A 25,741-nucleotide genomic window follows, 5' to 3' on the forward strand; every position below is an offset into this window, starting at 1 on the left:
GAACATGCCGACAGCTGCCGCCATCGAGGAAGACACCCTGTTCCTTGCCTGCACCCGCCCGGCGATGATTGCCGGTGTGACGATGGAGGCAATGGGCGTCAACGTCATGCTGACGACGATCCTTTACATCACTGCGGGATCGATCGCTTACGCACTGGTCGGCGTCATCTTTCATTTCATATTCCGGACGCTCGTCAAGCATGACCACAACATGTTCCGGATCTTGATCTCGTGGATCGACACCCGCGGCCGGTCACGCAACACCGCCTATTGGGGCGGCGCCACGCTCTCGCCGCTGACGCTCATCCGGCACTATGACGAAAGGGATCTAAGCCTTGCCTAGCATCGCAACGCTTCGCTCACGCGAACTCGGCCCCGAAACCTTCATTCCGCACGTCCGCCATGTCGACGAGACAACGATCGCGCTTAAATCCAGGGCGCTGATGGTGATGCTCGCGCTCGATGGCGTATCCTTCGAAACCGCCGATGTCCTGGACCTGAACAGCCTCCACCGCGACCTCAATACGCTCTACCGCAACATCGCCGACGAGCGGCTGGCGCTGTGGACACATGTCATTCGCCGTCGCGACAACGCCTACCCGGACGGAGAGTTCGCCAATCCATTCTCACAGGGGCTGAACGCAAAATACCGCGAACGCATGATCGATGAGGATCTGTTTCGAAACGATCTTTATCTCTCGCTCGTCTGGCATCCGGGCCGCGATCCCGCCGAAAAAGCCGCCAACCTTGTTTCGCGCCTGCGCAGGGCAGGCCGCGCCGGCGTCGAAGTCGACGAGGATGGCCTGAAGCACCTGAAGGACAAGGTATCCGACGTCACCGCGGGCCTGAAGCGCTTCGAGCCTCGAGTGCTCTCCCTTTACGAGCAGGACGGCATCCTCTTTTCCGAACCGAGCGAGGTGCTGCATCAGATCGTTGGCGGCCGGCGGGAACGCGTCCCGTTGACGGAGGGCAGGATATCTTCGGCGATCTATTCGGATCGGGTGATCGTCGGGCGGGAAACCATCGAGATCCGTCATGAGGCTGATAGCCGCTATGCCGGCATCTTCGGGTTCAAGGAATATCCGGCGACGACCCGTGGCGGCATGCTCGACGGCATCCTGACGGCGCCCTTCGAGCTCATCCTGACGCAGTCTTTCGCCTTCGTCTCGAAAGCCGATGCGCGCACGATCATGGGGCGCAAGCAGAACCAGATGGTGAGCGCCGGTGACAAGGCGGCCTCGCAGATCGAAGAACTCGGCGAAGCCATGGACGATCTGGAGTCGAACCGCTTCGTGCTCGGCGAGCACCATCTGGCGCTGTCGGTGCTTGCGCCTTCGGTGAAGGAGCTTAGCGACCACCTGGCCAAAGCACGGGCATACCTCACCAATGGCGGTGCGGTGGTCGCCCGCGAGGATCTCGGGCTTGAGGCGGCCTGGTGGGGGCAATTGCCGGGCAACTTTCGCTATCGGGCACGGTCGGGCGCCATCACCTCGCGGAATTTTGCAGCACTCTCTTCCTATCATTCCTATCCGACGGGCAGGAAGGACGGAAATGAATGGGGACCGGCCGTCGCCATGCTGAAGACTGCCTCCGGATCGCCCTTCTATTTCAATTTCCATCATAGCGACCTTGGCAACACCTTCGTCTGCGGACCGTCGGGCACCGGCAAGACGGTGCTCTTGAACTTCATGCTCTCCCAGCTCGAAAAACACGATCCCCACATGGTCTTCTTCGACAAGGATCGTGGCGCCGACCTGTTCGTCCGGGCCGCGGGCGGCACTTACCTGCCGCTGCGAAACGGTGTTGCCACCGGCTGCGCGCCGCTAAAGGCACTCGACCTCACGCCGGAAAACAAAGTGTTCCTCACGGGCTGGGTTGGCAGGCTGGTGGGAGCGGCGACGCGGGAACTGACCGTCACCGAGCTGCGCGACATCGCCTCGGCCGTCGACGGTCTGGCGGACCTTCCTGTCGAGCGCCGCTCCATTGGCGCCTTGCGCACCTTCCTCAACAACACCGATCCCGAGGGCATCGCCTCGCGGCTGAGGCGGTGGGAAAGGGGAGGTCCGCTCGGCTGGGTGTTCGACAACGAGACCGACGACATCGGCGTCGGTGCCAAGTTCATCGGCTACGACATGACCGACTTCCTCGACAACGAGGAAATTCGCGCTCCGCTGATGGCCTACCTGTTCTTCCGCATCGAGCAGCTGATCGACGGGCGGCGCATCATCATCGTCATCGACGAGTTCTGGAAGGCCCTGCAGGACGAGGGCTTTCGCGATCTCGCCCAGAACAAGCTGAAGACGATCCGCAAACAGAATGGGCTGATGCTGTTTGCGACCCAAAGCCCGCGCGATGCGATCGTCTCGCCGATCGCCCATACGATCATCGAGCAGTGCCCGACGCAGATCTTCCTACCCAATCCGCGCGGCGACCATGCCGATTACGTCGACGGGTTCAAACTGACGGAGCGCGAGTTCGAGCTTCTCTCCCGCGAGCTTCCGGTCGAAAGCCGCCGCTTCATCGTCAAGCAGGGGCACAACAGCGTCGTTGCCGAACTGAACCTCAGGGGTTTCGACGACGAGCTCGACATTCTCTCCGGCCGCACCGCCAGCGTCGAACTCGCCGAGGCGATCCGGAAGGAGGTCGGCGATCGGCTCGAAGACTGGCTACCAGTGTTTCGGCAAAGAAGGAGAACGGATTGATGGAAAGGGTCACAATTGGATTTTCTCTGGCGATGATGGCTGGGCTGTTGCCGGTTGCAACGGCATCGGCGCAGGGCATTCCGGTCATCGATGAAACGGCGATCGCCAAGCAGATCGAAAGCATCACCCAGCTGAAATCGCAGCTCGATGCGCTCAATCAACAGCTTCAGCAGGCACAACAGCTTTACGCATCGCTGAACAAGGTCACCAACATGGCCGATGTCGCCGGTCTGCTGAACGACCCTTCGATCCGCAAGGCGTTGCCGCAGGATTTTGATGCCATCGAAGGGCTGCTCAAAGGGTCGGGCACCGGGGCCTTCGGCACCTCCGCGTCGAAATTCCTTGAGAATAATTCCACCTATCGCACCGACGCCAATGATTTCTATGCGCAGGAACTGGCGCGCGCCCAGAACCGCAATGCCGGCCAGATGAGCCTCGGCCAGCAGATCTACGATGCCGCCACCAAGCGCATCGACGGCATCGATCAGCTGCGACAGCAGATCTCCAGCGCCGCGGATGCCAAGGATATCGCCGATCTTCAGGCACGGCTGCAGGCCGAAACCGCCTTCCTGCAGACCGACGTGCTGCGCATGCAGGCCCTGCAGATGGTCCAGCAGGCTGAGGTTCAGGTCGACGACCAGCGCAAGGCCGAGGATTGGCGCAAGCGCCTGGATGCCATGGGAGAGGCGCTCAAATGAAACATCTCCTGCTTGGCATCGTCATGCTCACCCTTTCTGGCTGCTTCGGCGAGGAAGACAGGATCTACACCGTCGGCGAGCTGATGGCTGATGAGGTCCTGCTGGCGAAGATCACAAGTGAATGCGGCAACAACCCCGGCACCTTGCGTCAGACGCCCAATTGTCAAAACGCCGCGGCGGCGGACTGGAAGCTGCGGCTTGAACGCATGAACAGGGCGCTTGGAGGCTGAGCTATGTACCAGGTCTTCAGCTTCGTCGACGGCCAGTTCAAGGCACCGCTGGAAAATTTCATCTCGTCGGGCACCTCGAACATCGCCAGCTGGATCGGCGGCCCGCTCACCGCGGCGCTAACGCTCTACGTCGTGCTCTATGGTTACCTTGTCCTGCGGGGCTCGGTCCAGGAGCCCATTCTTGAATTCGCATTTCGGGCGATGAAGCTTGCCATCATCGTCATGCTGGTGCGCAACGCCAACGAATATCAAACCTACGTCACCAACATCTTCTTCGAGACGTTGCCGCGCGAGATCTCGCAGGCGCTGAACTCGGGGACGGCGCCCAGCGCTTCCACCTTCGACAGCCTGCTCGACAAGGGCCAGAAATGTGCTCAGGAGATCTGGGCGCGCGCCAGCTGGCCCGCCGACATCGTCAACGGCATCGGCGGGATGATGGCCATCGGCGCGAGCTTCACCGTGGCGGCGATCGGCTATATTGTCTCGCTCTATGCGCGGCTGGCACTCGCTATCGTGCTGGCGATCGGCCCGATCTTCGTCGCGCTTGCAATGTTCCAGTCCACCCGTCGTTTCACCGAATCCTGGATCGGTCAGCTCGCCAACTTCGTCATTCTCCAGGTCCTGGTCGTAGCGATCGGTTCACTACTGATCAGCTGCATCGACACGACCTTCACGGCAATCGAAAGCTACACGGATGTCATGATGCGTCCGGTCGCCCTTTGCGCCATCTGCCTTGCCGCCCTTTACGTCTTCTACCAACTGCCCGGCATTGCCTCAGCGCTTGCGGCGGGCGGGGCGTCTTTGACCTACGGCTATGGTGCCAGCCGTGACGCCCATGAAAGTACGCTTGCCTGGGCCGCCTCGCATGGCACCAGAGCGGTTGGGCGAGGCGCCCGTTTCGTCGGCCGCCGCCTCAGATCTTAAGGGGTCGGATGACGACTTCTCCACGACAAATGTTTCAGAGGTTTGCATTTCAATGATCCGCATTATCGTCTCGCTCCTCCTTGCCATGGAGCTCACCGGCTGCGCATCGAGGTCCCACCCTCTGCCCAAATGCGATGGCTATTCGCGCCGGCCGCTCAACCGCGCCATGTGGCAGTGGGAGGATAACAAGCCCGCCAAGCAAAGCGGCAATGACCCAGTCCCGGCGACGGCGACCGGCCAGGTGTCTTCCTATGGAGAAGTGCCGCTGACGGAGGGACCCGCCTTCGCGCATTTCGACGTCGTTGGTTCCTATCGGTCATGCCAGGAGGGGTGAGATGGTGAGTGAGGACAGTCTGAAGAGCTATTTCGACAAGGCGCGCCGCTTCGATCAGGATCGGCTTCTCCAGGTGGAGCGGTCGGCGCGAATCGCCTGGTCCATCGCGATCGCCGCAAGCGTGCTTGCCGCCACCTCGATCGTCGCCGTTGCCGGCCTCACGCCCTTGAAGACGGTCGAGCCCTTCGTGGTTCGGGTCGATAATTCCACCGGCATCGTCGACGTCGTCTCGGCGCTGACCTCGACGGCCGGCACCTATGACGAGGCGGTGACCAAGTATTTTGCGGCCAAGTATGTGCGTGCGCGGGAAGCCTATGTCTGGAGCGAGGCAGAGGAGAATTTTCGCACCGTCGCCCTGCTCTCGACCCAGCCGGAGCAGGCGCGTTTTGCGGCAATCTACCGAGGCGGCAATCCGGACTCTCCGCAGAATATTTATGGCCGCGGCGCGACGTCGCGCATCAACGTCGTGTCGATCTCGCTGATCAACGCCAATGTCGTATCGGTGCGCTATACCCGGACCGTTACCCGCGGTGACGACGTCAGGACCACCCATTGGGTGGCAACGCTCACTTTCTCTTATGTCAACGCGCCGATGTCCTCGACCGACCGGCTGACCAATCCGCTTGGTTTTGTCGTCAGCGAATATCGCGCCGATCCGGAGGCCATCAATTGAGACAGCGTCTTCTGATCGCATTTTTCCTGGTCGCCAGTTTGTCTTCGACGGCACATGCGCTCGAAACCCCGCGCGGCGCGGCGCAGGACGGCCGCATCCGTTTCGTCGACTACCAGCCCTATAACATCACGAAGATCGTCGGCACCTTGCGCTCCTCGGTGCAGATCGAGTTCGCCGCCGACGAGGAGATCGCCCACGTGGCCCTCGGCAACAGCGTCGCATGGGAAGTGGCGCCTGCCGGCAATATCCTGTTCCTGAAGCCCCGCGAAAACCAGCCGGTGACCAACATCTCGGTGGTGACGACGAGACGGGACGGCTCGACACGCAGCTACCAGATGGAGCTCACCGTCCGCGACGGCACGGTCGAGGCGGGGCAGAACACTTACTTCTATGTGAAGTATCGCTATCCCGCCGACGAGGCCGAACGCCGCAGGCTCGATGCCGCTGCTCGTGCGCAGGCGGCCCAGGCCGGCGAAGCGGAGAAGGTTCTTGCCCTTCACGAAGCCTATGGCCCACGCAACTGGCGCTATTCGGCGCAAGGGTCCGCGGCTCTTGAACCCCAGGCGGTCTACGACAACGGCAAGGTCACCACCTTCGCCTTTGCCGGTAACCAGGAAATGCCGGCGATCTACATGGAAAATTCCGACGGAAGCGAGAGCCTCGTGCCGAAGTCCGTCGAGAACAACCTGGTGCTGGTACACGCGATCAGCCGCAAGTTCATCCTGCGCAGGGGAGGTGACGTGCTGTGCGTCTTCAACGAGGCTTATGATCGGATCGGCATCAATCCCGACACCAATACGACCTCACCCTCGGTCGAGCGTGTTGTGAAGACGCAGGCAGCGAGTGGACAATAGGAGGACGTCATGGCCGAGGAAGACAGCACCCAAATTCCTGGTGAGCGCGCGGAAACGTCGACGGGCCGGAGCCTCGACACCAATCCGACGGTGAGACGTGGCGCCGTGGCGCTTGCAATCATCGCATTCGTCGGCTTTGCGCTCTGGTCGATGCGCGGGCAGGATAAACCCGCCGACGGGGTCCAGCCTGAACGCGTCGTGATCCGCCAGACGTCCGATTTCGAGCCGGCGAAGGAGCCGGTGCAACCCGTTACGACAACGCCGGAAACAATCCTGCCAACGCCCGGAATGCCCGAGCAGGACGGCGAGGATGAAAAGCTTCTCGACGCTGCCCGTCGCGCGCCGGTCATCGCCTACGGCGGTGAAAAGTCCCCCCAGCCTCATGCTCGAGAGCAGGATGCCGGTGCCGATACCGCGTCGAACTACGTTCCATTCGAAAACAGTCCGGGCGATCTCGGCGCCCAGGCGGAAAACGAGGACCAGCGCTTCAATCGCCTGTTGACACCGACACAGCTGCAGGGCTCGCGTGCCGGGACCCTTGGCAATCGCGACTTTATCGTCGCCATGGGGACCTCCATTCCATGCGTCCTCGAGACGGCGCTGTCCTCCGACCAAGCCGGCTTCACGAGCTGTGTCATCAACCGCGACGTCCTGTCGGACAACGGCCGCGTCGTGCTGATGGAGAAGGGCACGCAGGTCGTCGGCGAATATCGTGGCGGCCTTCGCCGGGGCCAGAAACGGCTGTTTGTTCTCTGGAACCGGGCAAAGACACCGACTGGCGTGATCATCACCCTGGCATCGCCGGCAACCGATGCCCTTGGGCGTGCCGGTGTCGACGGTTACGTCGATACCCATTGGTGGGAGCGTTTCGGCAGCGCGATCCTGTTGTCGATCGTCGGCGACGCGACCTCCTATGCCAACAGCCAGCTGCAGGATAGCGATGTCGAGGCAGACAACACGACGAGTGCCGGAAAGCAGGCGGCGACCATCGCCGTCGAGCAGTCGATCAACATTCCGCCGCCGCTGTTGAAGCATCAAGGAGAGCTGGTCTCGATCTTCGTGGCGCGTGATCTCGATTTCTCGAGCGTCTATCGGCTTCGCGTGAGCGAACCGCGCAACCGCATCTACGACCGGGCGGTACTTGGCGATTTCAGTCCAGCCTCGACCCTTGTCACGAAATAGTCCGGCCATGACAGAGGGAGCCGACTCCGGCGTCGTGCGCGAGCTGCTGGCACCGCTGTCGCCCTTCCTGCGCGACAAGTCGCTTTACGAGATCATCGTCAACTGGCCGACCCAGGTGGTCACCGAGGGCACGGCCGGGTGGCAAACCCACGATCTGCCGGAGCTGTCATTCGACAAGCTGATGCGCCTGGCAAGGGCTGTGGCCAGCTTTTCCAACCAGTCGATCGACGAAACCCGGCCCATCCTCTCGGCAACGCTGCCCGGCGACGAGCGCATCCAGATCGTCATCCCGCCCGCGACGACAAAGGGAACCGTCAGCATCACGATCAGAAAACCGTCTTCCGTGTCCCTGAGCCTGAACGATCTTGAGCAGCGCGGCTTGTTCGCCGAGGTCGCGAGGCAAGAGGCTGACATCTCCTCGGTCGACCGTAGGCTCCTGGAGTTCTATCGCACAGGGTCCTACCAGGCCTTTCTTCGAGAGGCCGTCTGCGCACGCAAGAACATCATCATCTCCGGGGCGACTGGATCCGGCAAGACGACGCTTTCGAAAGCGTTGATCCGTCATATCCCGTCGAGCGAACGCATCATCTCGATCGAAGACACGCCCGAGCTCGTCATCCCGCAACCGAACCATGTCCGCCTCTTCTATTCCAAGGGCGGCCAAGGGCTGGCGAAGGTCGGGGCGAAGGATCTCCTCGAATCTTGTCTGCGCATGCGGCCCGATCGGATTCTGCTGCAGGAACTGCGCGACGGAACCGCCTTCTACTACATTCGCAACGTGAATTCAGGTCATCCGGGTTCGATCACCACCGTGCATGCCGACTCGGCCAGGCTTGCATTCGAGCAGCTGACACTGCTGGTGAAGGAATCCGACGGCGGGCGAGACCTGGAGCGAAACGACATACGCGAGATGCTGAAGATCGCCATCGACGTCATCGTCCAGTGCAAACGCATCGATGGTCGGTTTCGGGTGACGGAAATCTACTATCGTGCCGCCGCCTGAAGGCGTTCGCCAGCTCCGTGTGGCTTCAGCGGACGGTGAGCGCCGACAAATCCGGCGCACAGGCAATCCGATCCGGTAGATCTCCTCGCGATAGACGGGTGACTTTGACCTTCCCTCGCCGATCCAGATCTATGGTCTAACTGCCGAGATGCGCAAAGATCGAGAGGTTGAAGTAGCGCTCTAGATGGGTGCGCGCGACGAAGCGGCCGAATAGCCCCGATAGAGCGACCTTCACCTCTTGGGCCTGGCCGAGCGGTTCGCGGGAGATGGAGGGCTTTCCCAACACCGGACGGAGAGCATAGGAGCGCGTCGAGGATAGACCATGGGCCATACGCGGCACCGGCGTCTGAAGCACTTCGCGAATGCCGTCGATCTCGATGTCCGCGACATCGAGATCGACGGTCGCGCCGGTGATCGGGCTGGCGGGCGGATCGAAACTGTGGAGGAGGGTTCTCATCACAGGGCTAGCGCTCGCTGCAAATCGTCGTGCTCGAACGCACTGGCCATACGGTTGATCTCGGCCGACCGCGCACCGACCGCTTTTGCGGTCTCGCGCCACGTCGCGGTGGAAGTCGCGACTTCCTTGATGATCGCGCGAGCCTGGGCGAGCGTGAGGGCGAAGAACCCGGCAGCTTCTTCCAGCAGATCAAGCGAGCAGGTGCCTTCATCAAGATCGATGTTGGTCGTCAGGACGCGCGCTTTGACGTCGGTAGGCACTGGATTGAGGTCATAGGCAGGTGACAACGACCAACCGGCTTTGCCGAGCCACAGAAAGCCGTGATTTCGCAAGTGGTCGTCGACGTTGGAAACCAGCACATTGAAGGCCACGCGGCGATAAAGCGCGTGGGCATCGGTTCTTCCCTGCGCGCCGTGTTCGGCCAGGGCGTCTACGATCTCCGGGTAACTGCCGCGTTCGCCGTCCTTTGCGCCCACCATCGCCATCGCAGACAAGAAGGGGATCCGGACGGCACCATCGCGGTCGAAGCGACGCGAGAGCATGACCTTCTTGCCGGCGACGTCGATGAGTTCGTGGATGGGCGTGACAATGCCGGCTTGTTCAGCCAGTCGCAGAGCAATCCCATGTCTCCATGCTGTAGTCGTCGGTTTCCTTGGGAAACTTGGCAATCGAGAGATGGCCATGCTGATCGATGACAGAGGCCTTCGGGCGCGATCCACCAAGCGACGAACCAGGCGCGAAGATAAGTTGGAGGTCTTCGTCGGTTTCCTCATCGCGCAGAATACGTTCAGTGATCTGCAGCAGGCGGCCGAGCTTGATGAGGGCGGGAACACCGGCGCGGTTCGGCGCTCGGAACTGCTCCTCGCCAACCCCGCGAAAGCGGAGCGCGCCGAGCCGCGTCTCGTCCGCGACGCCAAGCAGATAGTCGCTTTCGGCCAGTGTGCGAACGGCCCGGCCATCGCGCTCAGCCGTACGGCGCTCCGAGCGTTGCATGAGGCGTCGGCTCCAGGTATCTGGTGCAGAGTCGCCAATGGAGCCAAAGGTTGCCAGGCCGGCGGGTGGCGCGAAAGCGCCCCGGGTCAGGGATAGCGCGGGCTCTAGCGAGAAGCGGTCGGGGTCCTCAAGCCAGGCCCGGTGATACTCGAACATGATCGTCTCGGCACCGCGCACGCTATTGCTCCCGGCCAGTCCGATCGGACGTGCGCGGCCGTGTAGGTCGAGATGAACTTCGAAATCAGCCATTACGCGACGATCCCGGCGATCGTTTCAGGTGCGCGTGCTTAGGTAGTTCCGCACTGGCGAGCAACTGACCGACGCTGTCGTTACTGATGTCGGCGACGTGGCTCAGTCCCTCTAGCAAACCGAGTGCCTGTAGAACACCTGCATAGATGCCGATGTTGACATTGGTGTTTCCGGCTTCGATCTTCTGAAGCGTTGAGCGTGAGGTAAAGGCGCGTTCGGCCACTACAGCCATAGGCAGGCGGCGACGTCGACGAGCGTCGCGAATGTCTGCGCCCAGTTTGCGCAGCGCGCGCCGCACAGCGGCCGGAGGATTATGAGGTGTTGGCATTTGCCACCTTCGCACTACAGATCTGAGGGATATGTATCACGAAGCTTACAATTATTCCAGAGGGAGGCGTTTAGCGACCCGTACGTCGGGGCGTCGCTCACTGCTACCCAACCTTGTGGTCCGTCCGCCGGGGGATCTGAGTTCTAGCCGATGGCCTTGATCTTGGAAGGCGGGAGGCCATCCGAATTTGGTGGACCCCAAGAGCTCCGGCAACTTTTGACCGCATCGCATGGATGTCAAGGACATGGTGAGTTGGGTTACCGGACAATGGAACCATTACCGTTTGCCGAGGTTGGCCATGTCGCCCACACTGGTGCAATCCCGGTTGGGGCCAACAGGATACGGAATGGCATGATGACGAACGCATTTGAAGAGAAAGTGTACGACTGCGTTGTCATCGGGGGTGGTCCGGCTGGCCTGACCGCGGCGATTTACCTGGCGCGCTACCACCTTTCCGTGGCGGTCTTCCATGATAACTCCAGCCGCGCTTCCACCATCCCTATGTCGCACAACCACGCCGGATTCCCGGACGGCATCAGCGGCACTGAGCTGCTGGCGAGAATGAACGCCCAGGCTCAGCTCTACGGGGCAGCCATTCGACGCCGCAGGATCACGACGCTTCATAAAGTCGACAACCTGTTCGTGGCAGAATTCGAGAACGGCACCATCCGCTCTCGGACCGTACTTTTGGCTACCGGTGTCGTCAATCGACGGCCTGCGATGCCACAGGCAACCCATGATGAAGCCGTGGCTCGTGGCCTTCTGCGCTACTGTCCCGTCTGTGACGGTTTTGAGGTAACGGACAAGCCCCTCGGTGTAATCGGAACGGGAACGAAGGGGTTCAAGGAGGCCGTTTTCCTTCGAAGTTACACGAAGGATCTCACGCTGATATCGCCCGAGGGCATCCATGATCTGTCCGAAATCGAGACGTCGTCCTTAACCCACCTCGGAATAAGAGTGGAGGTCGGCCCCGTAACCTCGACCGATCTGGACAATGATATGATCCGCGTCACAACACCAACGGAAACCTATTCATTCGCGTCCATATATCCGGCTCTTGGATCCGACATCTGTTCGCACCTGGCATCACGTCTTGGAGCGAGGCTCTCAGACGAAGGATGTGTCATCGTCGATGGTCACCAGAGGACCACGGTTCCATTATTTTACGCCGCAGGAGACGTGGTCGCCGGCCTTGACCAGATCAGCCATGCCATGGGGCAGGCAGGGGTTGCTGCTACGACCATCCGCAACGACCTTGGCGAGCAAGCAGCCCTGGTGCGCTGTTGACCTTAATTTCGCGGCTCGGGCGCATGTTGCGGGCACGTAAAAGAGTATAGCTGGCGTCGCCGATTAAGCTGCTCAACAAAGGCAGACTTCCGATCGGCCTCCTTGCTCAAACATCCTCGCCGACCACGAATGGATCAATGGGCACGACGATGGCAGACGGTTGCAGGGGCAGCGATCCGCAAGCTCCACCGCTTCAGGCTCCGTCCAGATCCAGGGTGGTTTTAAAAGGTAGCACCGAGCGGCAGCCAGCAAAGATCATCAGCTGCCGTTCCCTCCGAGCGTCTACCGCCACGGGCTCAAGAAGGTAGGCGACCTTACTCCCCCGCATCGGAAACGACATTGTTGGCGCGAATGACCTTGCGTCTATCGCAGAGTTGTCGCCCGTATTTGTCCACTGAAAGGCGTTGCTGGCAAGAAACGACGAGAATTACGCGGCCTTCTCTTGGGGATATCTTTAAGAACCTCTGGGGAAATGGTGAACGGGAACCAACGAGCATTTTCCGCTTGGTGCAGTTGCCGGACGTGATGAAGCGAACTGGACTCTTGAACGTCGCCCAGCTAGCTTGCGCGGGCTTCGAAACCGGAGGCGGACGATGCTCAACGAAAACGCCCAGACGGAACTTGTGAAAACCCTGTCTGGTCGCGATGTGGCGCAGGCCGGTGCTCGTTGCTACCGCCGGACCGAAAACGGTGGATTTGAAATGCTCTTTGTAGGTAGCCGACGGAACGGTCGCTGGGGCATTCCGGAGGGGCGGGTCGAAGATGGTGAAGCCAGCAGCGCTGCGGCGCTGAGAGAGGCCTTCGAGGAAGCCGGAGTGGCAGGCATCGTCGACAAAACAGTGTTCGGTTCGTTTTCGTATCGGAAGGACACGAGTCCCAACCGCTACCAAGTGGCCGTCCATCTTGTCCACGTGTCGAGGATCGCGGACAAGTTTCCGGAGAAGGATGTCCGAAAGACGCGATGGTTCTTGGAGACCGCGCTGCGGGAAGCGGCGCAGCCGGGCTTGCGGATGCTCCTGTCGCGGGTTGAGACCCTTAACCTATGAAGCTCAGTCTCGGCAGATCGCTATTAAAGGTCCTCAGAGCCCAAAAGAAGATCAGCAAGCGGATCGAGAAAGCCGTCGCAAAGACCCGAGGCAGAACGAAGCGTTCAGCATCCCGTCCCGCGAAATCGATTTTGATCGAGACAACCGCGTTTGGCAGTAATCCGGGCCACCTGGTGATGAAATCCTTCGTCCCGACCACGCGGCTGCCGAAAAACCCCGCGCTTGTCGTCTTGCTTCATGGCTGCCATCAGACTCCCGAAAGCCTGGATGCTGCGGCCGGCTTCTCCAAGCTTGCGAAAGAGCGCGGTTTCGTTCTTCTTTATCCGCAGCAGAAAAGGGCAAACAATTCGCAAAATTGCTTCAACTGGTTTCGACCAAGCGCCGTCACTCGAGACCGCGGCGAGGTGCGTTCAATCAAGCAGATGGTCGAGCACATATGTGAGCGACATCGCATCGACCGTTCGAGGATCTTCGTCGCGGGGCTGTCCGCCGGCGGGGCGCTGACGGGCGCACTCGTCGCGAACTACCCGTCATTGTTTGCCGGCGCCGCGATCATCGCCGGCATGCCATTCGGATCTGCTCGCGACGCGATGTCGGCCCTGCGCGCGATGAAGTCAGGTGCGCCGTCGCCACCGGGCGGATGGGGACGACCCATTGCTGACATTTCCCCGGAAGCCGGGGCATGGCCTCCGATAACCATCTGGCAGGGCATGGAAGACCGGGTGGTCAAGCCCGTCAATGCGCTCGCGTGTGTTGCCCAGTGGCTCGAAGTCCAAGGCATCGCAGAAAACAGCGGCCGTTTGGAGGAGAAGCCATGGGGCAGGTTGCAGTCGTGGAAAGTCACAAACGAGCTGAAAGTTGCCCTCTATTCAGTCAGCAACATGGGCCACGGGCTTCCGATCAAGAAGCGCAAGAGCGTCACGGCGCCACGATCTGGAGATCCCTACGTGATCCCGGTAGAAATCTCGGCTCCAGCAGAGATGATGCGATTGTGGGGTTTGTCGAGGCTTCGAATATAATCAGCTCGTAGCAAGTTCGGCGGTAGCTGGCAAATTCCTCCCAGCGAAGGGTCCCGCGGGCAACGAAACGCCAGGCTTGCATTCGAGCAGCTGACGCTGCTGGTGACCCGCGCCCGCCTGCAGCCGCTCGTTCCAGACCTGTCCGCCATGGGGCTTCGGTCGACCACGCTGCCCACGCTGACATAACACGTGATCGATTCCTCTCTCCCTGCTTTGAGCCTCGACCAGGCGGCAGCCTATTCGATCGGACACCTTTCCTCGCCATACCAACAATGATACAAAACCTCGGATAATAGGTCCTGTGTTCCGAGTTTTCGTATCGTGCCACCATCCATGTCCCAACGCCAGATTGCCCATACCGTGCTGACCGCGCGCGGAATTTCGCGCCTGGCAGAGCTGCGCGAGGCGGGCGTAACAGCCGCAACCATCAGCCGCATGGAACGCGACGGCGAGGTGCTTCGGCTCGCGCGAGGACTTTATCAACTTTCCGATGCGCCCCTCGACGTTCACCACAGTCTCGCAGAGGCCGCCAAACGGGTTCCCAAAGGCGTTGTTTGCCTCGTTTCGGCCCTGGCTTTCCATGGTCTGACTGATCAGCTCCCGAGGCAGGTTTGGCTCGCCGTGGGTCAGAAGGACTGGTCCCCGAAACCAGAAGGCACGCCCATTCGGCTGGTTCGTTTCACCGATCGTCTGCTGACGGAGGGTGTTGAAACCCACGCTGTCGAGGGGGTGACTGTGAAGGTCTTCGGCGTCGCAAAGACGATCGCCGATTGCTTCCGATATCGGAACAAGATTGGCCTGTCCGTGGCGATAGAAGGCCTTCAGGAAGCGCTGCGCCAGCGCAAAACGACGCCGGGCGAGATTGCTAGGCAGGCTGAGCGAGGAACGGTCGCCACGGTCGTTCGGCCCTATCTCGAGGCACTGACCGCCAATGGCTAAGGAGATCAAGAACATCGGCGCCTCGGTTCGCGCCCGCCTGTTGCAGGTCTCCAAGACGAGCGGCCAGACCTTCGACCTTGTCCTGACCCGCTTCGCCATGGAGCGGCTCCTCTTCCGGCTCAGCCAGTCACCCCACGCCGACCGCTTCGTGCTGAAGGGCGCGATGCTGATGATGAGTTGGTTTGATGACCCCCACCGCGGCACGCGCGACCTTGATCTGCTAGGCTTCGGCGATCCGAGCGGGGAGCCGATGCTGGCGACGTTTCGGGAGATCCTGGCGCAGGGTGCTGCCGACGGCGTGGAGTTCGACGACGATGGGCTTCGTGTCGATCGAATCCGCGAGGAACTCGAGTATGGCGGCCTGCGACTGCGGACCACAGCATCGATCGGCGGCGCCCGGATCAGTCTGACGATCGACATCGGCTTTGGCGATGCGGTGGAGCCTGACGCCGAAGAGCTGGACTATCCTTCCATGCTGGATTTTCCGATGCCCCGGCTGCGGGGCTATGCCCGGGAGACCGTCATTGCCGAGAAATTCCAGGCGATGGTGGCACTGGGCGAGCCAACAGCCGGATGAAGGATTTCTACGACATCTGGATTCTCAGCCGGTCGCTCAGCTTCGACGGCGACAGGTTGCCCCGGGCGATTGCCGCCACCTTCGCGCGGCGTGGGACAATGATACCTCAGGACTTGCCCGATGCACTGACGCCGGCCTTTGCCGAGGATGCGCAAAAGCAGCGACAGTGGCGCGCGTTTGTCGGAGACGTTACCCATGATCCGGGTGATCTCGCGAATGTAATTGCAGATATAGCCGAATTCCTCATGCCGCGCGCCGCAGCAGCAGCGAGCTTGGGCCAATGAGTGGCTTGATTTCCACTGTGGCGTTGTGGAGGGTGTTTCTCGCTATGCCGGGGAAGGTTGAGTTGATGCTGTCTGGCGGGCAGGAGTGGTGGGTTAGAGTTGCGTGAGCCGTGCCGTCTGGCTCCCTAGTGGCTGTCGTGTTTGAGCCTTTCGAGATGCTCGGAGCAAACGGCCTTCACTAAGTCGACCAGCACGGTGGTCCGCTCTCCAAGCCACGTCAACGCTTCATCAGTGATCGCGTAATGCTCGGAATAGCGTGCCTTCACATAAGCCTCGTTCAGTGTGTTGAACCAAGCTCGCTCGCGATGCTGGTCCCGGGGAAAGGCATCGGCCAGCCGTCTGTCTTGCTCTTCCGCGAGAGAGCGCAGAAACTTGATGTTGTGGGATGGTGGGCCGTAGTTCGTAAGCGTCAGCAGTACGCACGCATATGCCTGTTCTACCGTCTGATGCAAATCAAACGCCGCGACGTCAAAGTTGCCTCTACTGATATGGAAGGCGGCACCTTCCGCAAACTGCATCAGCAGCTTCGTGCGATTATGAAAATGTGCTTGGGCAATTCGCAGCCGATCCTCCGACGAAAGCGGTTCGGGCTCGCCAATGGCTCATCGTCCAGTTCGTAGAGAACGATGCCTTCCTTGCGGATGTCGGAGAAGAAATATTGCCCTTCCTTGAGGTAGGTATTCACCTCACGTCTGGAATGGACGATGAAGCTCACTGGCGTTTCGATCGAGTGCTCGCGGATCAGCCGGTCAGCGGCCTTGTGCCAGTACTCGGCGAACTCGCAGAGCTTGCGGTTGTTGACGATGATCAGCAGATCGAAGTCGGAGCGATACCCCTTCATGGTGAAGGGCTCATCGACCCATCCGCCCTTGGCGTAGGAGCCGAACAGGATGATCTTCAGGATTCTGCCGCGCTTCTTGAAATCAGCCGTGCCTTCTTTCAGCGCGTCCTCGAATTCCTCGTGGAGGATTTCGAGCACCCGGCCGAGTTCTCGCTGCTTGCGAAGCGGCATATATTCAAGCGACGATTTCATAAGCAATCGATAGGCGAAAGACTTTGAATCGTCTACTCGCAGTTTTGAGAGGGAATCTGTAGGAATTAATCACATCTGAGTTCACGTTCTTTCGAGGGATCGCGTGGATCGAAGACGGCCGTGAATGCCGTCTCTCGGCAGGTCGACGCAAACACCCGTCACCCGAGGGGACCCTGGCGGACGGCGGCGTCGGCGTGGCTTTACCTCCCGGTTTCAATTTCGTCGCTCGTTTTCGATCTAACGGCTTCACGCGGGCAGGCGGAGCGCAAGCAGCCTCCCATTGCAAGTGCAGGAGACGCCCACATTTATTTGCGCCCGATTTGGGACCGAGTTATATCTTGCAACGACAGGCTGGTGAGCGGCAGGACCGGAATGACTGTGGACTTCAGCGAGCTTCTGGACGCGTTCGAATTCGTGAGCTCCGTCGGAATCGGCGAAAACACGGCTTTTCTGTGCAAGGAGACAGGCAAGATCTTCTGGCATTCGGACTGGGCGGACGATGTTGAAGAAATACCTGACATCGAGGACAGCGAAGAATACATCCGCATTCCGGAGAAGAAAGAACTCGATCTTGGCAAGCCGCTGGTGCTGAAGTTCGCTCGCCACCACCTGCCCGACGATAGCGATAAAGTTCTGGAGATCTTCAGTCGGGAGGGTGCCTATGCCCGCTTCAAAGACCTGTTGGAGCACAGGCACGCCATCGATCGGTGGTACGCATTCGAGAGAAAGGCCACGGAAGACGCTTTAAGGACTTGGTGCGACGATAACGACATCGAAGTCAGTGGTTGACGTTGGCTCAGGATCTGACTGGCCCCCAAGGGAATAGTAGCCTGAAAGAGCAAATACAAATTGCTGAATTTACCAGTATAACCATCGATAACCAGTACTTATCGATGGTTAGAACGCCAACCAGCAATCATACCATGTGAGGAACCGCAATATTGTAATAGAGTTCTTTTAGCAAATCATTTACCATAATTTCAATGACTTATGATCTCGCGAAAATCAGCATGACAGCCCTGATGCGACCGGCTTTCGACGCCAGCTGTGGCTTTTACTTCCCGATTTCAATTGAAGCGCTAAGCTAAAAATCCAGCCCACGATTTTGACCTAACGATTTCATCATCGGGGCAGGGGAGGGAGTCAAAGCCCGGACGCCTTGGTGAGGTTCACCCGAAACCGGTCCCGCCGCCGCTGATATTTTCGGGTCATCTCGGCGGACGCGTGCCCGAGCTGGTTCTGCACGTAGCGCTCATCGACCTCGGCCGAAGAGGCCAAGCCGGCGCGCAGTGAGTGGCCAGAAAACTTTTCCGCGCGCTCTGCCTCGGTGAGGTCGGGGCGCACGCCCGCAGCCAATGCCACCTTCTTGACGAGCCGTGCCACTTCCTGATCGAGCAACCGGTCCGATCCGACATCCTTGCCTTGACCGGTGACCCGCCGGAAGAGCGGGCCGTGCGCGATCCTTGCAAGGTTCAGCCAGGTCCGCAGCGCAACGACAGGGCAGGTCGCGTCCGACGAACCACGGCCGATTTCCACTTCGCGCCAACCTCGTTTTCCCCGGACCGTGACCACCATGCCCTTGTCGAGGATCTCGACCCAGCCGCGGCTGTCCTTCGTCTGGTCACGGCCGACGTCGAGCCCGACAATCTCGGAGCGCCGCAGCCCACCGGCAAAGCCGATCAGCAGCATGGCGCGGTCGCGAAGGCCTCGCAAGGTACCGCGGGGAAGCGTCTCCAGCATGGCGATCAGGTGTTCGGGCAGCACCGCTTCCTTCTGCCGGGGAGGGGCAGCATGGGTGTTGCGAATGCCGGCAAGAACCGTCGCGATATGGCGGTCCCTGCGGTCGAGCGGCGTGCCACGTTGGGCATAGTTCCAGGTGATGGCAGACAGCCGCCGTTCGATCGTCGTCACCGAATTCGGCTTGCGGCCGGCGATTGCCGCACCCGAGGCGGTGACCGCGTCACTGCCACCGGCGCAGGCGGTGATGTAGAGGCCGACGGTGTGCGGGTTGGGTGGCAGGATCTCCAGCCCTTGCCGGCGGCACCATCCGGAAAAATGCTTCCAGTCCGAGGCATAGGCCTTGCGGGTGTTGGCGGAACTGGAGGCCTCGACATAACCGCGCGCTCGATCGGCAAGCTGCTCCAGGTGGGCGGGCAAGGCAGTGCTTGCTTCCGGAAGAGGGGAGGGGAGGGTGGCGTTGTGCATCGGGATGCCGGCCGACGGCTGCGACGCGGAAATATCGTCCGGAACCGGCGTGCCGAGAGACGGAGCAGAGCTCGCCTCGCCATGATTTTCGCTGTTTTGCTCGATGATTTGGCTCATTTCCTTATAATGACAGAAATGAACGATAATGGAAGTTTATCGTTCGTTTTATATGATCGACGGCACGTGCGGTTTGATACAATGTTGCTGGCCAAAACTGCGCACTTGATTTATGCTCTCGTGCATGGATTCGCCCGCATCAGCCCCACCACCTGCCCCGATCTGGTCGCAGGCCCGGCCAACCTGGGCACTGCCGCGCGGCCACGAAACGAACGAGGCCGACGCGGCCTTTGCCGCCGGTATCGCTCTGAAATCCCTTGACGATCTGATCCGCGCCGACCCTCAGTGGCTCGGCTGCTGGCGTGATCGCCTCGCCCTGAAGTCCGCCGCGATCGCTGCCAGAATGCTTGGCCGCAACGAAGAAGAAGGCGCGCTCCGTGACGCGCTTTTGCTGACGGCACCCGGGGACGATCCGGGGCCGGCCGGAAAGCTGTTTCTGGCCACACGATCGCTGACCCGCCGATCCGGCACGCCGGGGTCGCCCTTCGTCAAGGAGCTCGCCGATTTAATGGACCTGCGTTGGGACGATGGTCTTGCCTCGATCCTGGATACGGTCGATTCTGCGATCCAGTCCGGGCGAGCAGCACCTTTCGCAGTGGCGGACCTGATAACGGCGATCTTTGCCGTTCGCCCGGATGCCGAGGTGCTTGCCCTGGGCCTGGCCGATGTCGTGCTCTCCCAAAAGCTGAAATGGCCAAGACCCGTGCCGCTGCTGCTGTCCGAGCGCTACGGCGCCGCCTTCCGTACGAACGGCGGACGCGGGCGTGTGCGACCAGGCGATCCGGCTTATCCGCGCGCGGTCTGCCTGGCGTTGGTCGAGGGTGTCGAGGCGGCGCTTCGCTCTGCTGCCGATATCGATCGGCGGGCCAGCCGGCTGCTGGCTGTCGCGCCGAAGCTGCGCACCAAGGGTGCCGGATCGGTGATCCGCAGGCTGTTGAACGAGGATGCAGTGCCAGCCTCGGCGCCCGGCAGCAACCTGTCGCGCTGGGCGGCCACGCGGCTGTTCGAGCGGCTCGAGAGTTTCGACGCGGTGCGCGAACAGTCCGGCCGGTCATCGTTCCGGATTTTTGGGTTGTGATGATGGGTGCAACGAGCGCAGCGAAAACCAGCGGCCGGCGTCAGGCGAAAGATCGACAGCAGGAGGTCTTGTTCGACCGCGAACTCGAAGACCTGCCGGCCGAACTGCGCTGGCGGGAATGGATGCTGCGCGTCGAGGCGGTGATCTTTGCTTCCGCCGAGCCGGTCAGCCGCGAGACGCTGGCGCGGGTGATCGGCAAGGATTGCAGTATTGACCTGCTGATCGACGATCTGAGCGAGGAACTCAGTTCCCGGCCCTATGAGCTCGTATCGGTCGCCGGCGGCTGGCAGCATCGAACGCGTTCGCGTTACGCGGACGCGATACGATCTTCGTCGGCGCCGACAAGGAGCGGGGCGGCGGCGCTGTCGGAGTTCGAGGCGATGGTGCTGATGGCGGTGGGATATTATCAGCCAGTCACCCGTGGCGAGCTTTCAAAGATCTTCGGCAAGGAAGTCAGTCGCGATACGATCGCCGCGCTCCGTAGTGCTGGCTTCCTCGCCTCTGGACCACGCAGTCCGACGCCCGGCGCACCCTATACCTACGTCACGACCCGACATTTTCTATCGGCCTTCGGCATGGAGACATTGCGCGACCTCCCGAACATCGAGGCGCTGGAGGATGCGGGGCTGCTCAGCCGGCAGGTATTGCAGCAAGCCGCGGCAACTGATCTTGAGAATGAGGCGTCGGAAGACGAGTGAGCTTTTAGCACTGGCAGCGACCGGCTGGAACTGAGCGTCTTGCGCGCTGGTCGGCCATAGTTGAGATATTACGCATCTGTTCATAGGCGCTGAGCACACCCGAAAGATCGATCATTGGTCGGTCAATGTCCGCCGCGGGAGGCCGACCTAACTTACAGGCGAGCGCTTCCGCAAACTGTCCGATCAGCACACCAGGGCCACCATCCGGCGGAAGCACGAATCGGGCCTCAGCACCGGCCAGGGCATCCTGCTCTTCGATACCCTCGTCGCCTGGGTGACCGACAAGGCGTTCGAAGCAGCGTGTGCGCGCTGATGCGGATAGGCCAGTCAGGATCGTCCGTGGATAAATTCCGGCAGGCCGAGGTATGTTCAGAAGACGCCGAATGAGCACGCCGCCTGCGGACGAACTGCTGGTCGATCCATAGCTGCAGAGTTCATCAATGCACCGGTCTAGTCTTCTCGCCACCGGGCATAGGTCGATGGCCGATGCGCGGCGCAAGTCGTAACCACACAGGGCACAATAATGTTGCGGCACGAGCTCGCTCTGGTCAAAGGCGGCAACGTGGCTGCGGCAGGAAGGGCATCGGTCACGCAATCTGCTGCCATGCGTGTCGCATGCAACACGGGTTGCCAACCGCCATCGCCGCCGAAAATACGGATGTGCGTCGTCGGCGAGGCATTGCGAGCAGAACTGAAGCCAGGTCGAACGATCCCGCCGCCGGCTGTTGCGAAGCGGTAGCAAGAGTTGATTCGGCAGAGTGTGTGACAGTGTCATTGTAGTCAGCTGATGGAGCGAAACACCGGCGTATGTTTGAAGCTGGTTCGCCACATCGATCGGGAGCCTGAGATCCAATGCGGCTGACCACATTCCCGAATTGAGCCCCAGCACCCGGGCGAAAGCGCGCGCGGGCACGCCATTGGAATAGGCAAGCCTGTGAAGCCAGCTCGACAGCAACTCGTCCGGCTGTGGTGTGGTGATTATCGGCCATCGCTCCGAAACGATATCTCGATATCGCTCGCGAATGCTGATGACCGGCGCCTGGCCGTCGATCGCCGTCATACAAGGCTTTCGCGTAGCGCGGCATTGCGCCGATGCGAGATCGGCATGTGACGCAGTTCTTCTATACCAGCCTTGGTGATGCGTTCCACGCCGGATCTGATTGCCAGGACGGCTGCCTTTGTGACGATGGTGACGACCTCGCCGATCAACCCTTCTGACAGACTGAATATCCGGCGCGCCAACGGTTCGTTCGACAGGTCGGAGGCTTTGGCTATGGGCAAGGCCGCTTCGAGACTGTCGAGAAGCATGAGATAGCTTTCGTCGTATTGCCACCGAGGGACCGCCATCAGGTCGAACCGGCTCGCCATCTCGCTGGTGGCGTTGACGAAATCGTAGATGGCCACCTCACCGATCAAAACTGGTGAGATGTCGTATTGCCGGCCGATCCGCCGCAAGAAAGCAAAGACCGCCTCTACATCGCGGGGGCGGCCCCGCAGCGCATTGTGAAATTCGTCGAAAATCAGCACCCTCGGTTTGAGGTTCGCCAGCAAATGATCCAACTGCTCGGCCTTCCGGCCGACGTCCCACATCTCGCCGCCAGGCGCGCGGAGGCCTTGGAGAATGCTGGCATAGAAGTGGCCGAGTCCGGCCCCTTCGCGTGTCTGGACTATCCATATCCTTTGCTCAGGCGATGTCCGAAGGTGTTCGACGGCAAACCGCTCTGCGATCATCGTCTTGCCATTTGCATAGGGGCCGACCAGCATCAGTCCCTGGGTTCGCAATGACGCAGGTCGTGACAGCAGCTCGGCCAGGCGCTGATGGCTGTCCTTTGCAACCTGGTGCCCAATCCACCGCGGCGCACGAACATAGGCGACCCGTTCCTCATTGCTACGATCGAGAAGAGGTCGGACATGGTCAAATAGATGATCCGACATGCCGGTCACCAGTCTTCCACGGGTAGCCGGTTCTTCTGTCGCATTGGATGTGCTTTGTGATCCGGTGCTTGCGCCTCGGTGGCAGCGTAAGGTTTCTGTGCTGCGGCAGCATGTGCTCTGCGCACCGCATCGCGCAGCTCGCGTTTAGAAGGCTTTGCAGCAGCGGCGATGGCTGCGATCTCACGACGAAACGCCACCTTGTCGACGCTCGAGCGCAGGTTGATCGCGCGTCGGCGCCCGCGCTCCGCATCATGTTCCCACAGGGTCAGCGGCACGAAGTGGCCGTCACGTCGCTCGACCGGGCGAAACAATCGGGTTTCCGGGTCACGGACGTAGACATGGCTGATGTCACGGGGATCGTATCGCACCTCCAACTTTCCAAGCCGATCTCGCTCTGGAACGAGGGAACCGAGCCATGGCGAATAATAGTGCAAGGCGAACATGCTGATCCCTTGGGCCGACAATTGCCGTTCGGTCCCGGGCAAAAACGACAACAGCACCTGCTGCGGCTCATCGTTGCAATCAGGCAGGGCCATATTGTCGCGCTGCCATTCGATAATCGGCACCTTCAGCGTCTTGGGATTTTCCTGGAGGTTGTGATCGATGATTGCCAGCGCTACGCAGCGCTCCAGATCGGCGAAACTCAGGCAAGCGCGTCGTTCTGACGGGTATTCGTCGCGATCGGCCACCGAGCGGCCTGAGGAGCCGGGATATGTGCCAAGAACTCCGTTGAGTTTGCCCAGCAGTCGCTCGACAACGCCCCCTTGATGGACCCGGCCACGATCGCGATAGCGGATACGGATGCCGTAATCGTCGCAGCCGCGTTGGAAGGCGTGTCCCTTGAACTCCTTGGCCGAGTCGGTAACGAGCAGCTTCGGCCGACCGAACATTGGCCAGGCATAGTTGAGATTGCGCGTGGCGAGCCACGTATCTTTCCGGCATATCGCCTGCGCGAGACAAAGCGCGACGGACAGGACTGACGGCTTTTCCAGGGTGAGACAGAAACCAAGAATGGCACGTGTCGCTACATCGGTGACGATTGTGAGGTACGGGCGGCCGACGAAAACTCCGGCCCCGTCGACAACCTCCACGAAATTTATGTCGGTCGGCGTATGGTCGATCTGGCAGACGTCGAGCGGGTTTGGTGCATGGATATAGCCCGGTCGCGGCTTGAGCCGCAGCACGTGCTTCGGGTTGGCCGAGCGCTTCTTCGCAATCTCTTCAACCGAGAACAACGACGGGATACGCCGTGCGACTGATACATAGGACGGCAATGGATGGCCGGCTTCCTCACATCGAGCGCGGATCTCGGCGACGACAGGTGCGAGAGGCGGCGCCTCGAGCGTAAGCCACTGCTCGCGCAGCGTCGCGCTGATGACTTCTTCGACCGCTTCCGGCAGTCGTTTGCGCCGATCGGAGCCAGTGCGAGGCAGCAGTGCAGTTACTTTCCGCTCTGCGCGATAACGGGCCAGGAGGTTATAGACTTGTCGCGATGTCAGCCGGAGTTCGGCTGCCGCTCGAGCTATAGCGTCCTTTCGCGATCCGCCCGCTTCCAAAATACGGTCCAGCTCGCGAGCGGTCCGGCGTGCAGTAAGCCATTGGACATCAGAAGAGTCATGGCCTGGTCCACGATCTTGAAATGGCTTTGGCATGCTCAGCCCCATCGAAATCGTTAGCGAAAACCTGCCCTATTTTTGCCGCCTAAGCTTAACAAGCGCATGACATTTGGCCGATTGAAATTGCAAACTAAAAGCCACACTCGCGAAAATCAGCATGACTGCCTTGCTGGAGCCGGCATTCCGCGCCGGTGTCCAACTGACGCGTCTCGACGAGCGCATCGCTCGCTCGTCGGTCGGCCAGGGATGGATCGAACGCGCCCATTTCGCCGATGCCTGCGCCTCGCTGTGGATCGACGGCGAACTCGTGCATCTCGAAGACCTAGTCCTTCATGATGCCACGCGGGATATTCGCACGCCAACCCATGAACTCACCATCGCCCGCGACGTCCTGCGCACGCGTCGGCGGATCGCCGGCCAGTCCCCGGATTGGGCGCTCTCTGCCGACGGCATTCGCTCGCTGCGGAAAACCTCGGAGATCGGGTTGGGCGGCGGGGACGAGGCGACGACGGCCGGAGTTGTTCGGCCTGCGGTCGCGAACGATCCGGAAGGGGAGGAGGAAGACGCCGACAATGTCGAAAATCTCCCCGGCGTCGACTATGCCGCCATCGATGCGGTGCTCGCCCGATCGGAGGCCGCGATCGAGAACGCAACACGTCGCGGTCGTGGCGGCGGCCAAGAGAAAGATCCGATGATCTACGATCTCGATTGGGACGAGGATTCCAGGTTCGACGAATGGCGCCGCGTGCTGCGGCAGACGGAAAATTTGCCCGCGGTGCTGCAGGGCATCGTCGCGCTCGATTCCTGGAATGAGCTTTCGGTCCTGCAGCACGCGCCCTGGCTCGGCCGACTGTTGTGCGCGTCGATCATGCGTCAGTCGGGCATCACCACCGGCGCCCATCTCGCCGCCATCAACCTCGGTCTCAAAACCATTCCGGTCGATCGACGCCGGAACCGCGATCGCGAGACCCGGCTGCTGACGATTGCCCACGGTCTTTTGGCGGCCGCCGAGATCGGGCTGAAGGAGCATGACCGGCTGGCGCTCGCCAAGACTATGATGGATAGAAAACTGGAGGGACGTCGGGCGTCGTCAAAGCTTCCAAAACTGGTCGAGCTGGTGATGGCGAAACCACTGGTCTCGGCTGGGATGGTGGCCAAGACGCTGGACGTGACGCCGCAGGCGGCGCGGCGGATTGTTTTGGAGCTGGGCTTGCGCGAGATGACGGGGAGGGGGAGGTTTCGGGCGTGGGGTGTCCTCTAGCTGCAAAGTTTGTAACACG

24 protein-coding genes and 3 pseudogenes are annotated in these 25,741 nt (G+C 60.8%); 19 read left to right on the forward strand and 8 right to left on the reverse strand.

Features of this window, described 5'->3' with window-relative positions:
- The first annotated feature begins 4 nt into the window (after nt 1–4).
- Genes BA011_RS25965 through virB11 form a run of 10 tightly spaced genes read left to right on the forward strand, consistent with a single transcriptional unit; the run spans nt 5 to nt 8,600 of the window.
- Nucleotides 5–343 (forward strand): type IV secretion system protein VirB3, encoded by a 339-nt coding sequence (locus BA011_RS25965; RefSeq protein WP_065283524.1) that lies wholly within the window; start codon nt 5–7, stop codon nt 341–343.
- Nucleotides 336–2,702 (forward strand): VirB4 family type IV secretion/conjugal transfer ATPase, encoded by a 2,367-nt coding sequence (locus tag BA011_RS25970; protein ID WP_065282895.1) that lies wholly within the window; start codon nt 336–338, stop codon nt 2,700–2,702. Before BA011_RS25965 ends, BA011_RS25970 begins: the two co-directional genes overlap by 8 nt.
- A complete protein-coding gene (gene virB5, locus BA011_RS25975; protein WP_065282896.1) occupies nt 2,702–3,400 on the forward strand; it encodes a P-type DNA transfer protein VirB5 in 699 nt (232 codons plus the stop codon). Before BA011_RS25970 ends, virB5 begins: the two co-directional genes overlap by 1 nt.
- Nucleotides 3,397–3,630 (forward strand): EexN family lipoprotein, encoded by a 234-nt coding sequence (locus BA011_RS25980; protein WP_065282897.1) that lies wholly within the window; start codon nt 3,397–3,399, stop codon nt 3,628–3,630. Before virB5 ends, BA011_RS25980 begins: the two co-directional genes overlap by 4 nt.
- Nucleotides 3,631–3,633: 3 nt before the next feature.
- Nucleotides 3,634–4,554 (forward strand): type IV secretion system protein, encoded by a 921-nt coding sequence (locus tag BA011_RS25985; protein WP_065282898.1) that lies wholly within the window; start codon nt 3,634–3,636, stop codon nt 4,552–4,554.
- A 52-nt stretch (nt 4,555–4,606) separates the two neighbouring features.
- Nucleotides 4,607–4,888, forward strand: coding sequence for a hypothetical protein (locus BA011_RS25990; protein WP_065282899.1), 282 nt, complete (start codon nt 4,607–4,609; stop codon nt 4,886–4,888).
- Between the two features lies 1 nt (nt 4,889).
- Nucleotides 4,890–5,561 (forward strand): virB8 family protein, encoded by a 672-nt coding sequence (locus BA011_RS25995; protein ID WP_065282900.1) that lies wholly within the window; start codon nt 4,890–4,892, stop codon nt 5,559–5,561.
- Nucleotides 5,558–6,415 (forward strand): P-type conjugative transfer protein VirB9, encoded by an 858-nt coding sequence (gene virB9, locus BA011_RS26000; protein ID WP_065282901.1) that lies wholly within the window; start codon nt 5,558–5,560, stop codon nt 6,413–6,415. The genes BA011_RS25995 and virB9 overlap by 4 nt, the downstream gene beginning before the upstream one ends.
- A gap of 9 nt (nt 6,416–6,424) precedes the next feature.
- Complete coding sequence (gene virB10, locus BA011_RS26005; protein ID WP_065282902.1) at nt 6,425–7,597, forward strand: type IV secretion system protein VirB10; 1,173 nt, start codon at nt 6,425–6,427, stop codon at nt 7,595–7,597.
- A 7-nt stretch (nt 7,598–7,604) separates the two neighbouring features.
- Nucleotides 7,605–8,600 (forward strand): P-type DNA transfer ATPase VirB11, encoded by a 996-nt coding sequence (gene virB11, locus BA011_RS26010; protein WP_065282903.1) that lies wholly within the window; start codon nt 7,605–7,607, stop codon nt 8,598–8,600.
- A gap of 136 nt (nt 8,601–8,736) precedes the next feature.
- On the opposite strand, the gene BA011_RS44445 is transcribed toward virB11, so the two are convergent.
- The 3 genes and pseudogenes from BA011_RS44445 to BA011_RS42165 all read right to left on the reverse strand — a co-directional run bounded on the left by BA011_RS44445 (nt 8,737) and on the right by BA011_RS42165 (nt 10,627).
- Nucleotides 8,737–9,060, reverse strand: a complete 324-nt coding sequence (locus BA011_RS44445) for a hypothetical protein (RefSeq protein ID WP_237352732.1) — start codon at nt 9,058–9,060, stop codon at nt 8,737–8,739.
- Nucleotides 9,057–10,299 (reverse strand): annotated as a pseudogene (locus BA011_RS26020) (type II toxin-antitoxin system HipA family toxin). Before BA011_RS26020 ends, BA011_RS44445 begins: the two are co-directional and overlap by 4 nt.
- The gene (locus tag BA011_RS42165; RefSeq protein WP_151343566.1) at nt 10,292–10,627 is read right to left on the reverse strand and encodes a helix-turn-helix domain-containing protein; all 336 of its coding nucleotides are present in this window, start codon (nt 10,625–10,627) and stop codon (nt 10,292–10,294) included. Before BA011_RS42165 ends, BA011_RS26020 begins: the two are co-directional and overlap by 8 nt.
- A 354-nt stretch (nt 10,628–10,981) precedes the next feature.
- Between BA011_RS42165 and BA011_RS26025 the strand changes: the two genes are divergently transcribed.
- From BA011_RS26025 to BA011_RS26045, 5 genes and pseudogenes are all read left to right on the forward strand, one after another.
- The gene (locus BA011_RS26025; protein WP_065283525.1) at nt 10,982–11,914 is read left to right on the forward strand and encodes an NAD(P)/FAD-dependent oxidoreductase; all 933 of its coding nucleotides are present in this window, start codon (nt 10,982–10,984) and stop codon (nt 11,912–11,914) included.
- 593 nt (nt 11,915–12,507) lie between these two features.
- Nucleotides 12,508–12,960, forward strand: a complete 453-nt coding sequence (locus tag BA011_RS26030; RefSeq protein ID WP_065282904.1) for an NUDIX hydrolase — start codon at nt 12,508–12,510, stop codon at nt 12,958–12,960.
- Nucleotides 12,957–13,979 carry an alpha/beta hydrolase family esterase gene (locus BA011_RS26035; protein ID WP_065282905.1) on the forward strand — a complete coding sequence of 341 codons (1,023 nt, stop codon included), beginning with the start codon at nt 12,957–12,959 and terminating at the stop codon, nt 13,977–13,979. Before BA011_RS26030 ends, BA011_RS26035 begins: the two co-directional genes overlap by 4 nt.
- A 333-nt stretch (nt 13,980–14,312) precedes the next feature.
- Entirely contained in the window at nt 14,313–14,918 is a 606-nt protein-coding gene (locus tag BA011_RS26040) for a type IV toxin-antitoxin system AbiEi family antitoxin domain-containing protein (RefSeq protein ID WP_186806594.1), read from the forward strand.
- Nucleotides 14,911–15,779: pseudogene (locus BA011_RS26045) on the forward strand (nucleotidyl transferase AbiEii/AbiGii toxin family protein). The gene BA011_RS26040 and the pseudogene BA011_RS26045 overlap by 8 nt, the downstream one beginning before the upstream one ends.
- Before the next feature lie 125 nt (nt 15,780–15,904).
- On the opposite strand, the pseudogene BA011_RS26050 reads toward BA011_RS26045, so the two are convergent.
- A pseudogene (locus BA011_RS26050) lies at nt 15,905–16,812 on the reverse strand (nucleotidyltransferase and HEPN domain-containing protein).
- Between the two features lie 372 nt (nt 16,813–17,184).
- Here BA011_RS26050 and BA011_RS26055 point away from each other — a divergent pair.
- Nucleotides 17,185–17,601 (forward strand): UPF0158 family protein, encoded by a 417-nt coding sequence (locus BA011_RS26055; RefSeq protein ID WP_065282907.1) that lies wholly within the window; start codon nt 17,185–17,187, stop codon nt 17,599–17,601.
- A gap of 354 nt (nt 17,602–17,955) precedes the next feature.
- Here BA011_RS26055 and BA011_RS26060 read toward each other — a convergent pair whose 3' ends face one another.
- Nucleotides 17,956–19,134 (reverse strand): site-specific integrase, encoded by a 1,179-nt coding sequence (locus BA011_RS26060; RefSeq protein ID WP_065282908.1) that lies wholly within the window; start codon nt 19,132–19,134, stop codon nt 17,956–17,958.
- Between the two features lie 124 nt (nt 19,135–19,258).
- On the opposite strand from BA011_RS26060, the gene BA011_RS26065 reads away from it, so the two are divergent.
- Together BA011_RS26065 and scpB are read left to right on the forward strand one after the other, a co-directional pair.
- Entirely contained in the window at nt 19,259–20,212 is a 954-nt protein-coding gene (locus BA011_RS26065; protein WP_065282909.1) for a DUF1403 family protein, read from the forward strand.
- Nucleotides 20,213–20,214: 2 nt separating this feature from the next.
- Nucleotides 20,215–20,910, forward strand: coding sequence for an SMC-Scp complex subunit ScpB (gene scpB, locus BA011_RS26070; protein WP_065282910.1), 696 nt, complete (start codon nt 20,215–20,217; stop codon nt 20,908–20,910).
- A 4-nt stretch (nt 20,911–20,914) separates the two neighbouring features.
- Here the strand turns inward: scpB and BA011_RS26075 are convergent, their stop codons facing one another.
- From BA011_RS26075 to BA011_RS26085, 3 genes are read right to left on the reverse strand one after another with little or no spacing between them, the layout of a single operon-like run.
- Nucleotides 20,915–21,970 (reverse strand): TniQ family protein, encoded by a 1,056-nt coding sequence (locus BA011_RS26075; protein WP_065282911.1) that lies wholly within the window; start codon nt 21,968–21,970, stop codon nt 20,915–20,917.
- Nucleotides 21,967–22,845, reverse strand: coding sequence for a TniB family NTP-binding protein (locus tag BA011_RS26080; RefSeq protein WP_065283526.1), 879 nt, complete (start codon nt 22,843–22,845; stop codon nt 21,967–21,969). The genes BA011_RS26075 and BA011_RS26080 overlap by 4 nt, the downstream gene beginning before the upstream one ends.
- A 5-nt stretch (nt 22,846–22,850) precedes the next feature.
- The gene (locus tag BA011_RS26085) at nt 22,851–24,497 is read right to left on the reverse strand and encodes a Mu transposase C-terminal domain-containing protein (protein ID WP_065283527.1); all 1,647 of its coding nucleotides are present in this window, start codon (nt 24,495–24,497) and stop codon (nt 22,851–22,853) included.
- Between the two features lie 121 nt (nt 24,498–24,618).
- On the opposite strand from BA011_RS26085, the gene BA011_RS26090 reads away from it, so the two are divergent.
- Nucleotides 24,619–25,722, forward strand: coding sequence for an RHE_PE00001 family protein (locus tag BA011_RS26090; RefSeq protein ID WP_065282912.1), 1,104 nt, complete (start codon nt 24,619–24,621; stop codon nt 25,720–25,722).
- Nucleotides 25,723–25,741 lie beyond the last annotated feature (19 nt).

This window comes from Rhizobium leguminosarum (assembly GCF_001679785.1).
GTDB classification, from domain to species: Bacteria; Pseudomonadota; Alphaproteobacteria; order Rhizobiales; family Rhizobiaceae; genus Rhizobium; species Rhizobium leguminosarum_R.